Origin of the sequence: Neisseria subflava, from assembly GCF_005221305.1 — a bacterium.
Lineage (GTDB): Bacteria > Pseudomonadota > Gammaproteobacteria > Burkholderiales > Neisseriaceae > Neisseria > Neisseria subflava.
On the sequence record NZ_CP039887.1, the window covers coordinates 758,135 to 778,713 of the forward strand.

The following is a 20,579-nucleotide window of genomic DNA, read 5'->3' on the forward strand; positions in this document are numbered from 1 at the left end:
GTTTGAAAATCCGAAAATTATGGCGAAAGGCGTTCGCGTATCCAGTTGCCGTCAACCAGGCGGTATTGGATACGGTCGTGCAGGCGGCTGGGGCGGCCTTGCCAAAATTCGATACGGTCGGGAATGACGAGGTATCCGCCCCAATGCGGCGGGCGGGGAACATGCAGGGGGTGTTTGACACTGACGGCCGCGGCCTTGGCCACCAATACGGCTTTGCTGGAAATTACTTCGCTTTGCGCGCTTGCCCATGCGCCGATACGGCTGGTATACGGGCGGCTTTCAAAATATTCGTCCGAAGCGGCGGCGTCGAGTTTTTCAATGCGTCCTTCAACGCGTACTTGGCGTTCGAGTTCCGGCCAGAAAAAGGTCATGGCGGCAAAAGGGTGTGCCGTATAGGAGCGGCCTTTGCGGCTGTGGTAATTGGTAAAGAAGACAAAGCCTTTGGGGTTGACTTCTTTCAGCAATACCATGCGGCTGTTTGGCCTGCCGTCTTCGCCCACGGCGGCAACGTTGACAGCGGTCGGCTCGTTGACTTCGGCATGAATCGCTTCGTTCAGCCATTGCTCGAATTGGACAATCGGGTCGGCGTGGCATTCGGCTTCCGACAGCTCGCGTTTGCTGTAATCTTCGCGGATATTGTGCAGATCCATGATTTTCCTCCTTAGGTCTGACTGAATCATACTCCGTTTTTTCAGACGGCCTCAAGGGCATTTGTGTATAATCGTATCCCTTTCCAATATAGAACAATACGGAGTCCTGTCATGCAAACCGAAGTCGAACTGAAAATCTTAAATCCGAAAATGGCCGCTTCCCTGCCTGCTTATGCAACGCCCGGTTCTGCCGGTTTGGACTTGCGTGCCTGCCTGGATGAAGCTGTTGTATTGCAGCCGGGCGATGTGTACCTTGTGCCGACCGGTTTGGCCGTGCATTTGGCCAACCCTGCATACGCCGCCGTTTTGTTGCCGCGTTCCGGCCTGGGTCATAAACACGGTATTGTTTTGGGTAACTTGGTCGGTTTGATTGACTCGGATTATCAAGGCGAATTGAAGGTTTCTTTGTGGAACCGTGGTAAAGAAGCGTTTACCATCGAGCCGATGGAGCGTATCGCGCAAATGGTGATTGTGCCGGTTATCCAAGCCGCGTTTAAAGTCGTGGACGAGTTTGCCGCCAGCGAGCGCGGTGAAGGCGGATTCGGCAGCACCGGCAAAGCCTGATGATTTGAAAGGCCGTCTGTAAGAGGATAAATTGAAATATTCGATTTCGGTTTGCCGCGGTTCAGACGGCCTTTTTGTTGAGACAACCTTTGCATAATTACACACAAGATTGCATTTTTATATCTTGCCTGCATGGCCGACGCACCCAATAATACAGGCCGTCTGAAACCTTTACGGAGCGTTGTTATGTCCCGCCCCTCACTTTTTCTGCCTTTATTTTTGATTATCTTTGGCGCGATTTGGTTTTTACGCGCTACGGATATTTTGCCTGCGACATCGACAATGATTGCCGGCGCATTAATTATTTTGGGCATTGCCGTGTTGATTATGGACGGCATCAACAAACAGTCCATCGTTTCCGGGCCGATGCTGGTTTATATCGGTACAGCCATTTATCTGCACATGAGCTACTGGATTTACCTCTCGCCGCTGTTGGCCATCGGCATGGTCGTGTTGGGTTGCCTGCTGTTGCTCTCGCGCAGCGATATGATTCCTGAGAAACACACAAAATAGAAAGATGAGAGATTTGGGTTTTGCCCTATAAAGGCCGTCTGAACAATGGTATAATCCGCCGTTTCAGACGGCCTTTTTTATTGTGGTTTAAATTTGAAATTTACCCTCCCGGCCGCGCCGTTTTCTTACATTTTGCAAAGTTTCCGCCATGACCCAAGACAAAATCCTCATCCTCGACTTCGGTTCGCAAGTTACCCAGCTTATCGCCCGCCGCGTGCGTGAAGCTCATGTCTACTGCGAGCTGCATTCTTTCGATATGCCTTTGGAAGAAATCAAAGCTTTCAATCCGAAAGGCATCATCCTCTCCGGCGGCCCTAATTCCGTTTACGAATCCGATTATCAAGCCGATACCGGTATTTTTGATTTGGGCATTCCGGTTTTGGGCATTTGCTACGGCATGCAATTTATGGCGCACCACTTGGGCGGCGAAGTTAGCCCGGGCAACCAACGCGAATTCGGTTATGCGCAAGTGAAAACCATCGATAGCGAGCTGACACGCGGCATTCAAGATGATGCGCCTAATACGCTCGACGTATGGATGAGCCATGGCGATAAAGTGTCCAAGCTGCCTACCGGCTTCTCTGTCATCGGCGACACCCCGTCATGTCCGATTGCGATGATGGAAAACGCTGAGAAACAATTCTACGGCATCCAATTCCACCCTGAAGTGACCCACACCAAACAAGGTCGCGCGCTGTTGAACCGCTTTGTCTTGGATATTTGCGGCGCACAACCAAGCTGGACCATGCCGAACTACATCGAAGAAGCCGTTGCCAAAATCCGCGAACAAGTCGGCAGCGACGAAGTGATTTTAGGTTTGTCCGGCGGCGTGGACTCTTCCGTAGCGGCCGCACTGATTCACCGCGCCATCGGCGACCAACTGACCTGCGTGTTTGTTGACCACGGTTTGTTGCGTTTGAATGAAGGCAAAATGGTGATGGATATGTTTGCCCGCAACTTGGGCGTACGCGTGATTCACGTTGATGCCGAAGAGCAGTTTTTGGCGAAACTTGCCGGCGTGACCGATCCGGAGAAAAAACGCAAAATCATCGGTGCAGAATTTATCGAAGTCTTTGACGCTGAAGAGAAAAAACTTACTAACGCCAAATGGTTGGCGCAAGGTACGATTTACCCTGACGTAATCGAATCTGCAGGCGCAAAAACCAAAAAAGCCCACGCCATCAAATCGCACCACAACGTCGGCGGCCTGCCTGAAAACATGAAGCTCAAGCTGCTTGAGCCTTTGCGTGACTTGTTCAAAGACGAAGTGCGCGAACTGGGCGTTGCTTTGGGCTTGCCGCGCGAAATGGTGTACCGTCATCCGTTCCCGGGCCCGGGTTTGGGCGTGCGTATCTTGGGCGAAGTGAAAAAAGAATACGCCGACTTGCTCCGTCAGGCAGACGATATTTTCATCCAAGAATTGCGCAATACTACCGATGAAAACGGCACGTCTTGGTATGACCTGACCAGCCAAGCATTTGCCGTATTCCTGCCTGTGAAATCCGTCGGCGTAATGGGCGACGGCCGTACTTACGATTACGTCGTTGCCTTGCGTGCCGTGATTACCAGCGACTTTATGACTGCGCACTGGGCTGAGCTGCCATACTCGCTGCTTGGCCGCGTGTCCAACCGCATCATCAACGAAGTCAAAGGCATCAACCGCGTGGTTTACGATGTCAGCGGCAAACCGCCTGCCACGATTGAGTGGGAATAATCCCTGAATAATAAAGGCCGTCTGAACAGATATTGTTCAGACGGCCTTATTCTTTAGGAACCAAGCCCAATTAAAATTGATTTTTCAATTCACGCAGGGCAGCGAAGACTTCGAGTTCGCTGTTTAATTTTCGTCCGCTCAATTCTTCGGCGCGTGCCTGAACTTGAGGTAGGTGTACTCGGAAAAACGGATTGACTTTGCGTTCGTGCACCAGGCTGACAGGCAGTGTCGGCGTGTGTTCGGCTGCGGCCAAGGCCGTCTGAATGTCGGCATTGTCCGGCTCGATATGCTGGGCAAAGCGCAGATTGGAGGCTGTATATTCGTGCGCCGGATAAAACAGCGTTTCCTCGGGCAGCTGGTTGAATCGGTGGAAGCTGTCGTAAAGCTGCTCGATTGTGCCGGTAAATACGCGGCCGCAACCGGCGGAGAACAAGGTATCGCCGCAGAAAACATGCAGGCCGTCTGAATTTTCCAGCAGATAGCTGATGTGGCGGTCGGTATGGCCGGGGGTTGCCCAAACGGTAACCAAGCCTTCGCCAAACGGGAACTGCGTACCTGCGGTGACGGTATGCGTCGCTACGTCGATGTCGCTTTCGCCATAGATTGGGGATTCCAAAAAGCCGTGGAATAGGCTTTTTGCGCCGCCGGTATGGTCGGGGTGCGGATGGGTAATCCATGTTTGCGCCAGCATCAGGCGGTTGTGGACGAGGAATTTCAAAACGGGCGTGGCATCGGACGGATCGACGCAGGCGGCATGGTTGCCTTCTTGAATCATCCAGATGTAGTTGTCGTTTAGGGCTTGGATTGGCGTGATTTTCATATGCTTTCTTTTGGTTTGGGGTTTCAGACGGCCTCTAGATAATCTTTGATATTCGGGCTTTGGCCGAACACGGCTTCATGGGCTTGATGGATGCACAGTCGGTTGAACAGCAATCTTTGGGTTTGATTGCCGTCGATAATCCGCACTTGGCCTTGCAGTTTGGGCGCGTCGTGATGAAAGGTATTTTTAAACGCGTGCCAACGGTCGGTTTGCAGATGGACGATGGCAAACATATCGTGCGAGATATTAACGCCGACGCTGAATAGTTTGGCCGAGGCTTGCAGGCAGAAACTGCTGTCGCCAAACAGGCACAGCCCCGTGTTTTCCGGATAGCGGAACAATTCGATTTTCACGGCTTCGGGTTCGGCAAAGATATTACAAAACAACCGTTCAAACAACGACGGCTGCGCCACGCCTTCGCTCAACATACCGTAAAGCCCGCCCAGCCAATCGACATAGCCGAGAAAAGAAAAACGGTAGTCCTGCATAATGGTCTCGATGCGCTTGGGGTCGCGTTTGCTGATCAAGCGGACAAATTCAAAACCGACTTCCGGCAGCCGCGCCCGAAGTGTTTGGTGCAGGCGGTGGGCAAACAGGTTTTTATGGTTGTGCGGATTGCGCAGAATGCCGAGGAATTTCAGCCGCAATATCCGCCACAAGGTATCCGGTACTTTGACGGTATCGGCATTTGCCGTAGGTGTTTTCAGACGGCCTGCAGGTAAGGTGCGCAGATGATTGCAGGCCTCTTCGTAGCCGCTTTCATGACGGTTGAACCAGCTTTCCAGATTATATTGGTTGGCGGTGTCTTCGACAAAGGTCAGCGTATAGAGGTTTTTCGCCGCCAAGTTTCCGATGATGTTGACGCTTATCGCTTCGCTGCGGTTTTGTTCTTTGCCGAGGGCTTTTTCGCCAGTATGGAACATTGACAAGGGCAGGCGGTAAACGTTTTGGTTTTGCGGGCTGACCTGCGGATTATGCGCATGTTGCCGCTGCTCGGTTTGGGCGATGAAGTGGTGTTCCTTCGTCGGATTCGCGGTCAATAGGGCGTAAGGCTTTTCGCCACATTCGGGAAATTCGCAATCGCTGAGGATAAAGGCTTGTCGAGTCATAATGTCGGGAAAGGCCGTCTGAATATGTCGATTATAGTTTAAAAGTGGGAATTATACAGAATGACGGCGACGGGTTTGGTCTTTATACTCAAAAGGACGCAAAAAGGTCGTCTGAAAACGGATATAGCGAGGTTCGCTAAATCGTTTTCAGACGACCTTAAATCAACGGACTGTTCAACACTATCTATTCTTCTTTTTGGAAGACATGGTTGCGGTGATACTCGAAATATTTTTCGCTTTCAGGTTCGATTTTTAATTGCATATCGGGAAAAATCCCAAGCCGCTTTTGATTTCCCGGATCGATTTTCGGACTGATTTTTATCGTACCGTCGGTCTCAAACGTAATCAGTCCGCTATCGAATAATGCGTCAATATTGGGTGCGAGCATCAGACCATTGAAGGGATCTAACCTCTCTTCATTATTGCACTTGCTCCAAGGTTTAATATGGCTGGCAATGAGTAAAGACTGAACATCTAGACCTGTTAGCGGGCAGTTCAGATACAGTTCGAGTAGTTTTTTCCGGAATCTGCCTTGCCCTTGACGGGCTTTTATCAAAGTCTCAATTTCGGTTCGCTTTTCTGGATTGGTTTCGGATGCTAAACGTTTTTCGAGTTTGTATATATCAGATTTTAAGGATAAGGCAGAAGCTGCCTGAAAATTTTGTATTCCTGTGAGCTGTTCTACCGGTAACCCTTTATCCTTACAGGTTTTGCATGGATTTAGTCCTTTTTGGTATTCAATCCAGCTCCATTGTTCAAGTTCTTCAATGGAGTTTGAGCAAACTTTGAAATATTTTTCAGTTGTACTTTCTCCCGGTCTATCATTTAGGTGGTGACAATTAGCAAAATGTATTCTGGGATGACTCTTATGAATATTAGAAGGGTTTTTACGCCTATGTATATTTAATACAAATCCATTTGGGTTTTCATCAATCCATTTAATATAGTCATCATCATCCGGCATATCTTTAAAAATTTTTATATCAGACATAAGTTTCTCCAAATTGTTTTCCATAATGTCTATGAAGTTGTTTATTTTCAAAAAGGTCGTCTGAAAATCTTAATTTGAGGTTTTCAGACGACCTTTTCTTGCCGATCAGTCAATCAGGGCACGATTTAGCCCAAAGCTTTCCTTGCCCCTGCAAACAAACGGTACCAGCCGGAGAGTTCCGTCCAGTCTTCCGGTTTCCAGCTCATTTGTGCGGCGCGGTACACGCGTTCGGGGTGGGGCATCATGATGGTGACGCGGCCGTCGGCGTTGGTAACGCCGGCGATGCCTTGCGGCGAGCCGTTGGGGTTGAGCGGGTAGGTTTGGGTAACCTGGTTTTGTCCGTCGACGTATTGCAGTGCGATGCCGAGGTCGTCTGAAATGTTGCCGCCGTGCAGCGCGAAGTCGGCACGGCCTTCGCCGTGGCTGACGACGACGGGCAGGCTGGAGCCTTGCATTTCGTTCAGAATCAGGGAGGCTGATTTGGGGACGTGAACCATGCTCAGGCGCGCTTCAAACTGTTCGCTCAAGTTGCGTTTGAATTTAGGCCATGTTTCTGCGCCCGGGATAATCTCGGCAAGGTTGCTGACCATTTGACAGCCGTTGCACACGCCCAATGTCAGCGTGTTCGGATCGGCGAAGAAGGCGGCGAACTGGTCGCGTAAGGCGGGGTGGAACAGGATGGATTTCGCCCAGCCTTCGCCCGCGCCGAGTACGTCGCCGTAACTGAAGCCGCCGCACGCCGCCAGCATTTTGAAGTCGGCAAGGTGGACGCGGCCTGCCATCAGGTCGGACATATGCACGTCGTAGGCATCGAATCCGGCGCGGGTGAAGGCGGCTGCCATTTCGATTTGCCCGTTCACGCCCTGTTCGCGCAGGATGGCGATTTTGGGTTTCGCGCCGCTGTTGACGAAAGGCGCGGCGATGTCTTCGTTCACATCAAACTTCACGTCGGTAAACAATGCGCTGCGGTCGTTGTCGCCAATCAGGGCGAACTCGCTGTCGGCGCAGGCGGGGTTGTCGCGCAGGCGTTGGATGGCGTGGCTGGTTTCCTGCCATGCGCGTTGCAGGTCGGCGCGGTCTTGTTCCAACACGATGCCTGCCTGATTGCGGATAACGATTTTTTCGTCAGAACCGATGGTGGCAACGGTATGCAAGGGCAGCGCTGCCGCTTTGAACAAGGCTTCTGCTGCCGCAACATCTTGTTTGGCAATTTGAATCACTGCGCCCAGTTCTTCATTGAACAATGCGCGGATGCTGGCTTCGTTGACGTCGGCTTGGTTGGCAACCAGTGAAGTCAAATCCACATTCAAGCCGCACCGTGCCGCAAACGCCATTTCCACCAACGTTGCAAACAAGCCGCCGTCGCTGCGGTCGTGATACGCCAAGAGTTTGTCTTCGGCGACAAGCTGCTGAATCACGTTGTAAAACGCTTTCAGACGACCTGTATCGTCCAAATCGGGCGCGTCGCCGCTCATATTGTTGTACACCTGACCGAACGCCGAGCCGCCCATACGCGCTTTGCCGAAGCCCAAATCGACAAACAGCAATACGCTGTCTTCGACGTTTTTCAATTCGGGCGTAACGGTTTTGCGTACGTCTTGAGCTGGCGCGAACGCGGAGATAATCAGGCTCAACGGCGAGACGACGGATTTTTTCTCTTCGCCGTCCTGCCAAACGGTTTTCATCGACAGGCTGTCTTTACCTACCGGAATGCTCAAATCCAATGCCTGACAGGCTTGGGAGACGGCTTCGACGGTGCGGTAGAGTTTTTCGTCTTCGCCCTCGTTGCCGCACGCCGCCATCCAGTTGGCGGAAAGTTTGATGTTGCCGATGTCGCCGATGTTGACCGCCGCGATGTTGGTGATAGCTTCGCCGACACACATTCTGCCTGAAGCAGGTGCGTCAAACAGGGCGATGGTCGGTTTTTCGCCCATAGACATCGCTTCGCCGCGATAGGTGTTGAAGCCCATCATGGTAACGGCGCAGTCGGCTACGGGCGTTTGGTATTTGCCGACCATTTGGTCGCGGTGGGTCATGCCGCCGACGCTGCGGTCGCCGATGGTAATCAGGAAGTTTTTGGCGGCTACGGTGGGCAGGCGCAGAACGCGGTAGGCGGCTTCGGTGATGTCGATATCGCCGGCGTTAAACGGTTTTTCAGACGACCTCACGGTTTTGTCGCTGCGTGTGGTTTTGGGCGGTTTGCCGAGCAAGACGTTCAGCGGCAAATCGACGGGATTGTTGGAGAACAAGTCGTCGCGTACTTTCAAATGGCCGTCGTCGGTCGCCGTGCCGACCACGGCAAACGGGCAGCGTTCGCGTTCGCAGATGGCGCGGAAGGTGTCCAAATCTTTTTCCAAAATCGACAACACATAACGCTCTTGCGATTCGTTGCACCAGATTTGCAGCGGGTTGAGACCGTGTTCTTCCAGCGGCACTTCGCGCAGCTTGAATACCGCGCCGCGTCCGGCATCGTTGACGAGTTCGGGGAAGGCGTTGGACAAGCCGCCCGCGCCAACGTCGTGGATGGAGATAATCGGGTTTTTGTCGCCGAGCTGCCAGCAGCGGTCGATCACTTCCTGCGCGCGGCGTTCGATTTCGGGGTTGCCGCGTTGTACGGAGTTGAAGTCTAAAGACGCGTCGTTTGTGCCGGTATCCATCGAAGAAGCCGCGCCGCCGCCCAAGCCGATAAGCATACCCGGGCCGCCCAGTTGGATCAGCAACGCGCCTTCGGGGATTTCGTCTTTATGCGTCTGCTGCGCCTGAATACTGCCCAGACCGCCCGCAATCATAATCGGTTTGTGGTAGCCGCGAACCTGACCGTCAAACTTTTCTTCAAAAGTGCGGAAGTAGCCCAAGAGGTTCGGACGGCCGAATTCGTTGTTGAACGCCGCGCCGCCGATGGGGCCTTCAATCATGATGTCTAAAGGGGAAGCAATATGGCCGGGTTTGCCGTAGGCTTGTTCCCAAGGCTGTTCCAAGCCCGGAATATTCAGGTTGGAGACGGTAAAGCCGGTCAAGCCCGCTTTCGGACGCGAACCTTTGCCCGTTGCACCTTCGTCGCGGATTTCGCCGCCCGCGCCTGTTGCCGCGCCCGCAAACGGCGCGATGGCGGTCGGGTGGTTGTGCGTTTCCACTTTCATGATGATATGCGTGTCTTCCTCGTGGAAGCGGTAGCCTTGGTTTTCCGCCGCATTCGGATAGAAACGCTCGATTTTCGCGCCTTCAATCACGGATGAATTGTCTTTATAGGCAACGACCGTGCCTTCGGGATGCGCGTTGTGCGTGTCGCGTATCATGCCGAAGAGCGATTTCGGCTGTTTTTCGCCGTTGAGGATGAAATCGGCGTTGAAGATTTTGTGGCGGCAGTGTTCGCTGTTTGCCTGCGCGAACATCATCAGCTCCACATCGGACGGATTGCGCTGCAAAGCCTGATAGTTCTCAACCAGATAATCGATTTCGTCGGTGGAGAGTGCCAAACCCATTTCGGTATTGGCTTTGACCAAAGCCTCTTTACCGCCGCCCAAAACATCGACGGTAGAGAAGGTTTCGGATTCGAGATGGTGGAATAATTTGGAGGCCGTCTGAAAATCGGGCAGCACGGATTCGGTCATGCGGTCGTGCAGCAAAGCCGCCCATTGCTGTTTCTGTTCATCATTCAGACGACCTTCCAGCCACACCGCCATGCCGCGTTCGATGCGCTCTATACCTTCCAAACCGCAGTTTTCCGCGATATTGGTTGCCTTGGAGGCCCACGGTGAAATCGTACCCAAACGGGGCGTTACCAAAAATAAATGCAAGCCCTCGCGCGCTTCGGGCGTTTGTTCAACGCTTTGCGCCGCCAACAAGGCTTGCAGTTTTTCGACAGTCTCGGCATCAAGTGTTTTTTCGCTACCGACAAAATACCAAAATTCGCTGCTTAATTTGACTTCGGGCAGGCCGAGGGCGGCTGCTTTTTGAAAGAGTTTTTCAACACGGAAATCGGAAAGGGCGGTTACACCGCGCAAGGGCAGAACAACAGACATGGATTCAGCTCACAAAATGCAGTTGGGGAATCCATTATTATACCTGAAAAATGCAATTTTGCTTGTGAATTTATACTTCAAGTGTTGACAATTTTTGCTTGTAAATTGAAGGGGAATAAGGCAATCGTGCTGCCCAGTTTTTTATTTTGTACCTGATTATTAGATTATTTTTGTTTATTTTTGAAGAATCGGAAGGAATGGGGATAGATGGGCGTAAAGGGATAAAGTAAAAATTATTTAATTGTTGACTTTGACATTTTGCTGACAATAAGGCCGTCTGAAACATTGCTTTCAGACGGCCTGGCTTTATCCTTTTCTTTTGTTTCCCAGCATATCCAGCAATCCTGCTAAATTACTTTTTCCCTCTTCCTTACTCACAATCGGCTCGCCGCCTTTGCGGCCTAGGATTTTGATGTCTTCCTGCGGCATTTCGTCTATGAAACGGCTCGGCTCGGGGAACTGCCATGTGCCTTGTTTTTTGCGTTTGACGCAGTGGGTCAGCGTAAGCTGGCGTTTGGCGCGGGTGATGCCGACGTACATCAGGCGGCGTTCTTCTTCGACGTTGTCTTCTTCGATGCTGTCGTTGTGCGGCAGGATGCCTTCTTCGCAACCGACAAGGAAAACGTAGGGGTATTCTAAACCTTTGGAAGCGTGCAGGGTGGAGAGTTTGACAGCATCGACTTCTTCTTCGCTTTTGCCCTCCAAAAGCGTCATCAGGGCGATGGTTTGGGCAAGCTCGATGATGTTTTTACCATCTTGCTCGCCTTTGCGTTCCAACCAGCCGGTCAGGTCGCTGACGTTGCGCCATTTGATTTCGCCTGCTTTGCCTTCTTCGTTGGCCAATAGGTGGTTTTCGTAGTCGATTTCTTTCAGCAGGTTATGAATAAGCTCGCCTGCTTCGCTGGTTTCGGCTTTGGCACGGTAGTTTTCAATCATATCCATGAAAGCTTGCAGGTGTTGGCGGTTGGTATGGTTCAACAGGGCAAGCGCTTCTTCTGTTTGCGCGGCTTCATATAGGCTGCATTCGTGTTCGTGTGCGTAGGTATTGAGCTTGCCCAGAGTCACGTCGCCAATACCACGTTTGGGCGTGGTGACGGCGCGCAGGAAGGCAGGATCGTCATTGGGATTGGCAAGCAGGCGCAAATAGGACAAAACGTCTTTGATTTCGGCTTTGTCGAAAAAGCTTTGTCCGCCGGAGAGTTGGTAGGGAACGCGCGCGCTGCGCAAGGCTTCTTCAAAAATCCGCGCCTGATGGTTGCCACGGTATAACACGGCGAAATCGGCATATTGGGTTTTATCGCCGCCGACCAGCTTTTGTTTGACGATTTGGCTGACGACCCAGTCGGCTTCGTGTTGCTCGTTTTGGCAGGCAACGACTTTGACGATTTCGCCTTCGCCGAACTGTGACCAAAGTTTTTTCGTGAACAGCTTGGGGTTGTTTTCAATCACTTTGTTGGCGATTTTGAGAATCCGCGCGGTGGAGCGGTAGTTTTGCTCCAATTTGATGACTTTCATCTGCGGATAGTCTTCCTGCATTTTGCGCAGGTTTTCCATGTTCGCGCCGCGCCATGCGTAGATGGATTGGTCGTCGTCGCCGACGGCGGTAAACATGCCTTCTGCACCGGTCAGAAGTTTCATCAACGTAAATTGGCAGGTATTCGTATCTTGGCATTCGTCAACCAACAAATAACGCAGCCGCCGCTGCCATTTGTTGCGCACCTCGCTGTTTTGCTGCAACAGCACGGCGGGCAGGCGGATTAAGTCGTCGAAGTCCACCGCCTGATAGCTTTGCAGGGTTTCCTGATAACTCGCATAGACGCGTGCTGTTTGTTGTTCCCACACATTAGCGGCCGTCTGAACTGCCTCTTCAGGCGTTTTTAAATCGTTTTTCCAAAGGGAGATTTGATGCTGCGCTTTGAATATGGCTTCTTTGCCCGTACCGCCTAAGAGCTCGCCGATGATTTTGGCGCTATCGGTAGAGTCGAGGATGGAAAAATTTTTTTTGTAACCGATATGGTTTGCCTCTTCGCGCAGAATCTTCATGCCCAAAGAGTGGAAGGTGCAAATCGTCAGCCCGCGCGTTTGCGACTTGGGCAGCATTTTGGCAACGCGTTCCTGCATTTCCGTGGCGGCTTTGTTGGTGAAGGTAATCGCGGCGACGGTATGCGGCAAATAGCCGATATTGACAATCAAATGCTTGATTTTTTGCGTAATCACGCCGGTTTTGCCGCTGCCTGCGCCGGCAAGGACGAGCAGGGGGCCGCCTAGATATTTGACCGCGGCTTGCTGTTGGGGGTTGAGTTTCATTGAAGGGGAAGACGGGTAATGTGGGGAGCAATTATACAACAAGGCCATCTGAAATTTTCAGACGGCCTTGGGCGTTTTTTTAGAGTAAACCTTATGCAAAATATTTCAATTTGCCTTTGAAGTCTTCCAGTTTTTCGTAGCCTTTTTGCGCCATGATGGCTTTAAATTCAAGGGAAACCCGTTCAAAAATGTCCACGCCTTGCTGGTGTAGCGCCGTGCCGATCTGCACCATGCTTGCGCCGCACAAGATGTGTTCAAACGCATCATGGCCGCTGTAAACGCCGCCCGTTCCGATGACTTGGATAGGTGGATCCAGTCTTTGATAGAACGCGTGGACATTGGCGAGCGCAGTCGGTTTGATGTATTGGCCGCCTATGCCGCCGAAGCCGTTTTTCGGGCGGATCACGACGGATTCGTCTTCGATATACATACCGTTTCCGATGGAGTTGACACAGTTGACGAATTTTAAGGGATAGTGGTTGAACACTTTCGCGGCCTGATCGAAATGGGCAATATCGAAATATGGCGGCAATTTGATGCCCAAGGGCTTGTCGAAGTAGGTAAAGGCATTATCCAAAATCGTCTCGGTGGTTTCAAAGTCGTAGGCGATTTGCGGTTTGCCGGCGACGTTTGGGCAGGATAGGTTGAGTTCGGTAATGCCGTTGAACCCGCTGTTTTGCACCTTTTTCAACAGGATATGTGTTTCGCCGGGTGACAGGCCGACCAGTGATAGGAAAAATGTCCGTTCCGGCTGAGACTCTTGAAGGGTAAGCAGGTAATCCAAATAGTAATCAATGCCTTGATTCGGCAAACCCATCGAATTGATACTGCCGAGAGAGACGTCCCGATAACGCGGCTCGGGATTGCCTTGACGAGGGGTAAGCGTTGCGGTCTTGGTAATGAAAGTGCCTGCCGAAGACTGTCTGACTGCTTCCAATTCCTCGACAGTCATACACGACACACCAGCAGCATTCATCAGACAGTTGTCAAAAGAAAAACCGGCGATTTGGGTTTTCAACGATACCATCTCCTGTTCCTTTTCTTTGCAAAATCAAATTGTTTGCCAAGCGTAACATGAAGAGGCGGTACGATTTTTAACAAACATCAAATGACAAAGCATGTAGGCGGATGTTGTTTTCAATATTGAAAAAAAGCCGTCTGAAAAACTCAAAATAGTCTTTCAGACGGCCTTCACTATATGGCATCAATTAGGAACAAAAGCTGTCGGCTGATTTGGATATTGGGTTTTGAAATCAGGCCAACCATTCGGCTAAGGCCGCTTCAAAACGTTTCAAGCCTTCGGCCATGTCTTCATCGTTCAGCAGTAGGCTGGGGGCAAAGCGCACCACATTGGCACCGGCAACCAGTACCATCAGGCCGTGTTTCAAAGCAGCGGCGGTAATTTCCGATGCCTTGCCTGCGTATTCGTCTGCCAACACGCAGCCGAGCAGTAGGCCCATGCCGCGGACTTCTTTAAATACGCCGGTCTTTTCGCCTATTTCACGCAAGGCCGTCTGAAGTTTTTGGCCTTGTTGCTGAACGTGTGCCAATGTTTCGGGCGTATTGATGATGTCAAACGCACGGCTGCCGACCGCGCACGCCATCGGATTGCCGCCAAAGGTCGAGCCATGTGTTCCGGGGCCGAAGGTTGGGGCGATATTATCGGTTGTCAGAATCGCGCCAATAGGGAAGCCGCCGCCCAAGGCTTTGGCAGAGCTGAGAACATCGGGTGTCACGCCGTAATGCTCGTAGGCAAACAGTTTGCCCGTATGACCCATGCCGGTTTGCACTTCGTCCAAAATTAGCAAAGCACCATGTTTGTCGCACAAACGGCGTGCGGCTTGCAGATATTCTTGGGTGGCAGGCAGGATGCCGCTTTCGCCTTGAATCGGCTCGATAATCACGGCGCAGGTTTTGTCGCTGACGGCTGCTTCCAATGCGGCAACATCATTGAAGGGAACGTGAGTAATGCCGGCCGGCAGCGGCGCGTAGTCTTTGCTGTATTTGGGCTGGCCGCCGACGGATACGGTAAACAGGGTGCGGCCGTGAAAGCTGTTGAGGCAGGAGATGATTTCGGTTTTGTGTTCTCCAAAATGATCGCGGCCGTATTTGCGCGCCAGTTTTAGCGCGGCTTCATTGGCTTCTGCGCCGGAATTGCAGAAAAACACTTTGTCGGCAAAGGTGTTTTTGACCAATTTTTGGGCCAATTCTTGCGCCGGTTGGGTGGTGTAGATATTGGAAATGTGCCAGAGTTTTTGCGATTGTTCGGCCAAGGCTACGACCAAATCGGGATGACAATGGCCCAGCGCGTTCACGGCAATACCGCCTGACAGGTCAATGTATTCTCGTCCTTCGGTATCCCAAACCCAGCTGCCGAGCGCGCGTTCCGGAATCATGGGGGCGAATGAGAAATTGGGTGTCAGGTAGTTTTGCATGTTCTTTTCCTTTTGATATTGTCAACAATCTCTTAAATTATGCGCCTATTGATTGAGAGATTCAATATGGTAATCAGGCCGTCTGAAAACTGGCTTTCAGACGGCCTGATGCTTATTTATGCTTGATTTCCCAGCATTGATGGATTTTTTTGTTGCGGAAATCGTCGGGAACGGATTGTTTGGAAATGTCTTTGACGGCGTATTGCTCCGATACCGAATCGTCCAAGACGAAGCTGCGCAAGTTGTTGGAGAAGTACAAAATGCCGTCTGAAGCGAGTAGGTTCATCGCGCCGTCAATCAGCTTTTTGTGGTCACGCTGGATGTCGAGGATGTCGAGCATCTTTTTGCTGTTGGAGAAGCTGGGCGGATCCATGACGATAAGATCGAACTGTTTGCCTTCGGCGGCGGCGTTTTGCAGGTATTGGAACACGTCGGCGCGGACGATTTTGTGTTGTTCGGGGCTGATGCTGTTGAGTTCGAAATTGCGTTTTGCCCAATCGAGATAAGTGTTGGATAAATCGACGGTTTCGCTGGATGCCGCGCCGCCGGTGGCTGCATAGACGGTGAAGCTGCCGGTGTAGGAAAACAGGTTGAGGAAGCGTTTGCCTGTTGCGGTTTCGCCGACTTTTTTGCGCGTGTTGCGGTGGTCGAGGAAAAGGCCGGTATCGAGGTATTTGTCGAGGTTGACCCAAAACTTGCGGCCGTTTTCAGTGATGACGAAATCGTCGCCGGTTTTGCCGGTTTTCTCGTATTGCTGCAGGCCTTTTTGACGTTCACGGCGCTTGAGGTGGATTTGTTCGGGCGCAAAACCGGTCACAAAACCGATGGCTTCCAATACATCCTCAAGCCATGCTTCGTATTCTTCGTGCTGCATCAGCCAGCCGGTATCGTATTCCTGAAGATGGATTTGGTCGCCGTAAACATCGACGGCAAAGGGAAATTGGGGAATATCGCGGTCGTAAATGCGCCAGGCTTCGATATTGTTGCGTTTTGCCCATTTCATAAGATGTTTGATGTTTTTGCCCAAGCGGTTGGCAAAGGGGGTAATGTCGGTCATGGTTTCAGACGGCCTGAATAAGTATTGGGAAGGGTTTGGATTTTAACGCACTTGATGTCTTTTTGCTTGACTGTTATCCATAAAATCTATATTATCCGCCGTTCGTCTTTTGATACGAAGCCATCGTCATCCAACCTAAACCGCCGTTTCGGGCGTGTTTCTTTTATTGCTTGCTGATTTGCCAAGCCTTTCTGTGCAGGTTGTCGTCGATGTTAACCACAAGCAAGATGCTTGCGACAACCCTGTAACTTCACATTTCCCGTATCGTTACTTTCCTTTGCTTCAGGTCGTCTGAAATTGTTCAGGCGTGCGCGTTGTTGTCTCTTAGGATAGATATGTCTATTAAATTTGCCGATTTGAACCTTGATAAAAACATTTTGTCTGCCGTACGCAGCGAGGGTTATGAAAGCCCGACCCCGATTCAGGCGCAGGCGATTCCGTTTGCTTTGGACGGCCGCGACATTATGGCTTCGGCACAAACCGGTTCAGGCAAAACCGCAGCTTTCCTGCTGCCGACTTTGCAAAAACTGACCAAGCGCAGCGAAAAACCAGGCAAAGGCCCGCGCGCTTTGGTGTTGACCCCGACCCGCGAACTGGCGGCTCAAGTGGAAAAAAATGCGCTGGCGTATGCCAAAAATATGCGCTGGTTCCGTACTGTCAGCATTGTCGGCGGTGCATCTTTCGGCTATCAAACCCGTGCTTTGAGCAAACCGGTTGACCTGATTGTCGCTACTCCGGGCCGTCTGATGGACTTGATGCAGAGCGGTAAAGTTGATTTTGATCGTTTGGAAGTGCTGATTCTGGACGAAGCCGACCGTATGCTGGACATGGGCTTTATCGACGACATCGAAACCATCGTGGAAGCGACGCCGAGCGATCGTCAGACTTTGTTGTTCTCCGCCACTTGGGACGGCGCGGTGGGCAAACTGGCGCGCAAACTGACCAAAGACCCTGAAGTCGTCGAAGTCGAGCGCGTGGATGACCAAGGCAAAATCGAAGAGCAGCTGTTGTACTGCGACGATATGCGCCATAAAAACCGCCTGCTCGACCACATCCTGCGCGATGCCAACATCGACCAATGCGTGATCTTTACATCCACTAAAGCCATGACCGAAGTCATCGCGGATGAATTGTACGAAAAAGGTTTTGCCGCCAACTGCCTGCACGGCGATATGCCGCAAGGCTGGCGTAACCGCACGCTGATGGACTTGCGCAAAGGCCGCTGCAAAATTTTGGTTGCCACCGACGTTGCCGCACGCGGTATCGACGTACCAACCATTACCCACGTTATCAACTACGACTTGCCAAAACAGGCTGAAGACTATGTTCACCGCATCGGCCGTACCGGTCGCGCAGGCCGTACCGGTATTGCGATTACTTTTGCCGAAGTGAACGAATACGTCAAAGTACACAAAATTGAAAAATACATCGGCCGCAAATTACCTGAGCTGACCATCGAAGGCATGGAGCCGACACGTAAACGCAAATCTGCCGGTGGCAAACCGAAAGGTAAAGGCGGCTGGGGCGATCGTAAATCCGGCGGCTGGCGCGGCGATAAGAACCCGGCTAAAGAAGGCTTCGGCGGCAAATCACGCGGCGAAGGTCATAAAAAAGACGGTTTCAAGAAAGATGGCTTTAAGAAAGACGGTTTCAAGAAGTCTGACGGTTTCAAAAAAGGCGGCGAAGGCTTTAAAGGCAAGCACAAGTCTAACGACAGCTTTGGCGGCAAACACAAAAAAGGTTGATTGCTTCAATCTAAGGCCGTCTGAAATAAGACGATAAAACGAAAGGGCGTGTGAAGACACGCTCTTTTTTATGGTTTCGAGTTTTCGCATATAAAAAAGCGTGGAATTGATCCCACGCTTTTTCAGACGGCCTCTTACAAAGCGGCCAATACGGCATCGCCCATTTCGGAGCAGGAAACCAGTTTGGTACCTTCTTCGTAAATGTCGCCGGTACGCAAGCCTTGTTGCAGTACTTTTTGTACGGCGTTTTCAACTTGTTGCGCGCGTGCTTCGTCGTTCAGGCTGTAACGCAGCAGCATGGCGAGGGACAATACGGTCGCCAGCGGATTGGCTTTGTTTTGACCGGCAATGTCTGGAGCAGAGCCGTGAGACGGTTCGTACAGGCCTTTGCCGTTTTCGTCCAAAGAAGCGGAAGGCAGCATCCCAATGGAACCGGTCAGCATGGACGCTTCGTCAGAGAGGATGTCGCCGAAGATGTTGCCGGTGGCAATCACGTCAAATTGTTTGGGGGCGCGTACCAATTGCATGGCAGCATTGTCGACGTACATATGGGAAAGCTCGACATCAGAGTATTCTTTGCCGATTTCTTCAAAGATTTCGCGCCACAGTTCGGTGGTTTCCAAAACGTTGGCTTTGCCTACGGAGCAGACTTTTTTGCTGCGTTTTTGGGCGGATTGGAAGGCAACGTGGGCAATACGGCGGATTTCGCTTTCGCTGTATTTCATGGTGTTGTAGCCTTCGCGTTCGCCGTTTTCCAAAACACGGATGCCGCGCGGTTCGCCAAAGTAAATATCGCCGGTCAGTTCGCGTACGATAAGGATGTCGAGGCCGGCTACAATTTCCGGTTTCAAAGTAGAAGCATTGGCCAGCTCTTTATACAAAATGGCAGGGCGCAGGTTGGCAAACAGATTCAAGTCTTTACGGATGGCCAACAAGCCGCGTTCAGGGCGCAGCGGACGGTCGAGATTGTCGTATTGAGGAGAACCGACTGCACCAAGCAGGACGGCATCGGCTTTACGGCAAAGGTTTTGCGTGAATTCTGGATAAGGATGGCCGTATTCGTCATAGGCTTCGCCGCCCAAAGGTGCGTATTCGTAGCTGACATCCAAACCTTGTTCGATAAGTTTGTCGAGTACACGGACGGTTTCTGCAACGATTTCAGGGCCGATGCCGTCGCCGCGCAAGATAGCGATATGTTTGGTCATTTCGGATTTCCTTATGGGAAGGTTTTAGGTAAAGGGCAGGCTGTCAGTTTTTCAGACGGCCTTAAATCAATTTGCTCTGAAAACGCTGATTGTACCATTATGGTACTGGCAAAGCTGGGTAGAAATCGCGTAGGCAGATTCTTCAAATGCCTGCAGGGCGATATTCGCCATCGCCTGCAAAGCTTCTTCATCGGACGGGCTGCAAACGAGCAGGGCATTGCGTGCCGGAACTGCAAAAACAGGGTTGGCCGGCAGCATAGGATCGTCTTTAAGTACCTCGTCCAAAAGCAAAATCAGGGAAGCATCATAGTCGTTGTCCAAATGGATTTGAGCCAATGACCAACCTTCGGCATGATGGATTTGGACACGTCCATTCATCCGTTGGCGCAAATTATCCATGGCGGTACGATACAAGGCGTCTTCATCTTCAATACCGGCCTCTTTCATATGCTCACGATTGAGCGTATGCATGGATTCGTCCGTATCCACCATATAAAGCAACATGATATCGCCCGCAATCGGTTTGTATACCAGGTAATCGGCAGGTTCGGCTTCATCCGTATTTGTAATCAGTCTGGCGTTTTCCAGATAAATCGTATTTTTAATCGTCGGAAGAATTTGTTGTGCTGAAACACTGGCATCAGTGTCTTGAATCTTATAGATAACCGCTAAATTGGCTGCAACAATAGCTTCCAAGGCCTCAGGATTTTGCAGATAACTTGTGTAATGGTTGCTCAAATATGTGCTGAATGATGCTTCATCGTCTTTGGAAAAATGGACAATAATCGGCGAAGACGCAATAGTTTCGCCCCAGTCGATTTTTGCCTCAAGATGCAATTCTTCTTGAATGCGACGGGCAAAGTATTCGACAAATTCCTGCCAAGTCATTAATTTAGGTTTGGAGCGGAACAACCTGCTGAAAAAAGACATATTGTGTCCTGAATAAGGGGATAAGGCCGTCTGAAAAATTATAGACGTTCGGTTTCAACACGGATTTTAAAAACAACTTTGCGTATGTTCGGTCTGTCGCCGACCAATGGGGCATGCGCATCATTCGGGTAAAATAGCGCAAATTCGCCGGGCTCCAAAGTTAACCAGGTTTCCGGCTCACAATCGAAAAACTCGATGTCGCGCTTTTCGTCGTAGCCCAAACCGTTTTTCAGACGACCCCTGTCTATCCAGCCGTAGGTTTCTTCCCCGCTGATGGGGACTTGGATGTCGATGTGTTTCAAATGCGCTTCGGGCTTGGCTTCGGCTTTGCCCCTCATCGGTTCGCTGCCGACAAAGAGGCGGATATTGGGGTTTGCGCACGGCACTTGTCCGTCGGGTAGGGCGGCGAAATCCAGCGTTTGCAGCAGATGGAAGGCGTCGGCGAAGGCGGGGTGCAGTGCGGCGTAGCGGGCGGCGTTGGTGATGGTGTCGGTAATCATGTTTTGCAGAAAGAGAT

General features: G+C 51.3%; 16 protein-coding genes. 4 read left to right on the plus strand and 12 right to left on the minus strand.

Annotated elements, in window-relative coordinates; translation table 11 throughout:
* Nucleotides 1-17: 17 nt before the first annotated feature.
* Nucleotides 18-650 (minus strand): pyridoxamine 5'-phosphate oxidase, encoded by a 633-nt coding sequence (gene pdxH / locus FAH66_RS03765; protein WP_137040735.1) that lies wholly within the window; start codon nucleotides 648-650, stop codon nucleotides 18-20.
* Nucleotides 651-761: 111 nt separating this feature from the next.
* On the opposite strand from pdxH, the gene dut reads away from it, so the two are divergent.
* The 3 genes from dut (at nucleotide 762) to guaA (ending at nucleotide 3,441) form a co-directional block, all read left to right on the plus strand.
* A complete protein-coding gene (gene dut / locus FAH66_RS03770) occupies nucleotides 762-1,214 on the plus strand; it encodes a dUTP diphosphatase (protein ID WP_137040736.1) in 453 nt (150 codons plus the stop codon).
* A gap of 186 nt (nucleotides 1,215-1,400) precedes the next feature.
* Nucleotides 1,401-1,727, plus strand: a complete 327-nt coding sequence (locus FAH66_RS03775) for a hypothetical protein (protein ID WP_167480313.1) — start codon at nucleotides 1,401-1,403, stop codon at nucleotides 1,725-1,727.
* A 148-nt stretch (nucleotides 1,728-1,875) separates the two neighbouring features.
* Nucleotides 1,876-3,441 (plus strand): glutamine-hydrolyzing GMP synthase, encoded by a 1,566-nt coding sequence (gene guaA, locus FAH66_RS03780; RefSeq protein ID WP_003686344.1) that lies wholly within the window; start codon nucleotides 1,876-1,878, stop codon nucleotides 3,439-3,441.
* 70 nt (nucleotides 3,442-3,511) lie between these two features.
* Here the strand turns inward: guaA and gloB are convergent, their stop codons facing one another.
* The 8 genes from gloB to FAH66_RS03820 form a co-directional block, all read right to left on the minus strand.
* A complete protein-coding gene (gene gloB, locus FAH66_RS03785) occupies nucleotides 3,512-4,261 on the minus strand; it encodes a hydroxyacylglutathione hydrolase (protein WP_049329038.1) in 750 nt (249 codons plus the stop codon).
* Between the two features lie 23 nt (nucleotides 4,262-4,284).
* Nucleotides 4,285-5,370 carry a hypothetical protein gene (locus tag FAH66_RS03790; RefSeq protein ID WP_137040738.1) on the minus strand — a complete coding sequence of 362 codons (1,086 nt, stop codon included), beginning with the start codon at nucleotides 5,368-5,370 and terminating at the stop codon, nucleotides 4,285-4,287.
* Nucleotides 5,371-5,554: 184 nt separating this feature from the next.
* A complete protein-coding gene (locus FAH66_RS03795; protein ID WP_137040739.1) occupies nucleotides 5,555-6,361 on the minus strand; it encodes an HNH endonuclease in 807 nt (268 codons plus the stop codon).
* Between the two features lie 125 nt (nucleotides 6,362-6,486).
* Nucleotides 6,487-10,383: a phosphoribosylformylglycinamidine synthase gene (gene purL, locus FAH66_RS03800; RefSeq protein WP_137040740.1), complete on the minus strand. Its 3,897-nt coding sequence runs from the start codon at nucleotides 10,381-10,383 to the stop codon at nucleotides 6,487-6,489.
* 306 nt (nucleotides 10,384-10,689) lie between these two features.
* Nucleotides 10,690-12,690 (minus strand): DNA helicase Rep, encoded by a 2,001-nt coding sequence (gene rep, locus FAH66_RS03805; RefSeq protein ID WP_137040741.1) that lies wholly within the window; start codon nucleotides 12,688-12,690, stop codon nucleotides 10,690-10,692.
* Nucleotides 12,691-12,781: 91 nt separating this feature from the next.
* Entirely contained in the window at nucleotides 12,782-13,717 is a 936-nt protein-coding gene (locus FAH66_RS03810; protein WP_137040742.1) for a dihydroorotate oxidase, read from the minus strand.
* 226 nt (nucleotides 13,718-13,943) lie between these two features.
* Nucleotides 13,944-15,125: an aspartate aminotransferase family protein gene (locus FAH66_RS03815; RefSeq protein ID WP_137040743.1), complete on the minus strand. Its 1,182-nt coding sequence runs from the start codon at nucleotides 15,123-15,125 to the stop codon at nucleotides 13,944-13,946.
* Nucleotides 15,126-15,237: 112 nt separating this feature from the next.
* Entirely contained in the window at nucleotides 15,238-16,182 is a 945-nt protein-coding gene (locus FAH66_RS03820; RefSeq protein WP_137040744.1) for a class I SAM-dependent methyltransferase, read from the minus strand.
* Between the two features lie 335 nt (nucleotides 16,183-16,517).
* Between FAH66_RS03820 and FAH66_RS03825 the strand changes: the two genes are divergently transcribed.
* A complete protein-coding gene (locus FAH66_RS03825) occupies nucleotides 16,518-17,927 on the plus strand; it encodes a DEAD/DEAH box helicase (RefSeq protein ID WP_137040745.1) in 1,410 nt (469 codons plus the stop codon).
* Between the two features lie 134 nt (nucleotides 17,928-18,061).
* Here the strand turns inward: FAH66_RS03825 and leuB are convergent, their stop codons facing one another.
* The 3 genes from leuB to FAH66_RS03840 all read right to left on the minus strand — a co-directional run bounded on the left by leuB (nucleotide 18,062) and on the right by FAH66_RS03840 (nucleotide 20,562).
* On the minus strand, nucleotides 18,062-19,132 hold the full coding sequence (gene leuB, locus FAH66_RS03830; protein WP_137040746.1) for a 3-isopropylmalate dehydrogenase: 1,071 nt from the start codon (nucleotides 19,130-19,132) through the stop codon (nucleotides 18,062-18,064).
* 66 nt (nucleotides 19,133-19,198) lie between these two features.
* Nucleotides 19,199-20,062, minus strand: a complete 864-nt coding sequence (locus FAH66_RS03835) for a DUF1444 family protein (protein WP_137040747.1) — start codon at nucleotides 20,060-20,062, stop codon at nucleotides 19,199-19,201.
* A gap of 38 nt (nucleotides 20,063-20,100) precedes the next feature.
* The gene (locus tag FAH66_RS03840) at nucleotides 20,101-20,562 is read right to left on the minus strand and encodes a NanQ anomerase/TabA/YiaL family protein (protein ID WP_137040748.1); all 462 of its coding nucleotides are present in this window, start codon (nucleotides 20,560-20,562) and stop codon (nucleotides 20,101-20,103) included.
* Between the last annotated feature and the right edge of the window lie 17 nt (nucleotides 20,563-20,579).